This window comes from Yaniella soli, assembly GCF_054782375.1.
In genome coordinates this window covers 1-1,413 of record NZ_BAAGSP010000075.1, presented here as the reverse complement: position 1 = coordinate 1,413, position 1,413 = coordinate 1, and the positions used below count along the sequence as shown (strand labels likewise).

Here is a 1,413-nt window from a genome sequence, read left to right as displayed (position 1 = left end):
TACTACAGTCGCTTTTATTTTTGGTGGTGTCGGCGGTTTAATCGGACAGTGCTGAAATGTCGTGTTAATTCTGTCGTATGAGTGAGAATATTGGTGTGGCAGAAATCCGTGAATGGGCCCAGGGCCTGGAAGAAATTCGTGAGCTGATTGGTGAGCAGTTCGCCCGAACTGAACCGCGCGATAATGCGATCGGCTACATCCAAGGACTCTTATCGGATGAGGAACGCAAGAACTCGTGGACGTTATCTGAGCGGGCCGGGCAGTCCAGACCGGATGGAATGCAACGGTTGCTATCGACCACGGATTGGGACCCGGATACTGTCCGAGATGCGCTGATGGGCTATGTGGCCCAACATCTGGGTGATCCGGCCGGGATCTTGGCGATTGATGAGACGGGGTTTTTGAAAAAGGGGACTGCCTCGGCTGGGGTGGCCCGACAGTATTCCGGCACCGCAGGTCGGGTCGAGAACTGTCAGATCGGGGTGTTTGTAACCTATGCCACCAAGCATGGCCGCACGTTTGTAGACCGGGAGCTCTATGTGCCCAAGGCGTGGATCCAGGACCCAGACCGGTGTACCAAGGCTGGGATCCCTAGTGAGCGGCAGGCGATGGCCACCAAACCACAGTTGGCTGCTGCGATGATTGAGCGAGTCTTAGATGCTGATGTGCCCGCGCAATGGGTCACCGGTGACACCGTATATGGTGCCAATCATGGCCTTCGTGAGCGATTGCAGGCTCGGCGCATGCATTATGTACTGGCCGTACCAAAAAACCACACCGTCACCATGCCCAGCTCGAGCACCCTGGGAGTCGAAGCTCGAGCAGATGAGGTCATTGCAACCCTGGATGCCCGGGCATGGCGGGAACGCACGGCCGGCCCCGGGACCAAAGGCGATCGACGATACGCTTGGGCTCGTGAGCGCCTCACCGGGCCAACCGATGACGGTGAGCATTGGTTACTGGCCCGCCGGTCACTGCAAGACCCTACCGATCTGGCCTATTACCTGTGCTACACACCGGCTAATACGACGTTGATCACTATGGCCCTGGTGGCCGGGGCCCGGTGGTCGATCGAGGAAACTTTTCAAACTTCCAAAGGCGAAACCGGGTTAGATCACTACCAGGTCCGCCAATACACTGGCTGGTATCGACACATCACCTTATCGATGTTCGCCCACGCGTTTCTCAGTGTCATCAGGGCTAAAAAGGGGGCCCAAATCCAGGTACCGGGGCTCTGGTGAGACTGTCCCTGCCAGAGATCCGACGATTGATCGTCAAGGTCGTCTGGAGCCACACGCCTGACCCGGACCACGTCCTGCGAGCCTCATTATGGCGACGTCAACACCAATACCGGGCCCAGCAATATCACTACACAGCACGCGGCCACACTTTACAAACACGACTGTAGTACTA

1 protein-coding gene is annotated in these 1,413 nt (G+C 57.2%); it reads left to right on the top strand.

Annotated elements, in window-relative coordinates; translation table 11 throughout:
• The first annotated feature begins 77 nt into the window (after positions 1–77).
• Entirely contained in the window at positions 78–1,241 is a 1,164-nt protein-coding gene (locus ACYVJT_RS15240; RefSeq protein ID WP_499418558.1) for an IS701 family transposase, read from the top strand.
• Positions 1,242–1,413 lie beyond the last annotated feature (172 nt).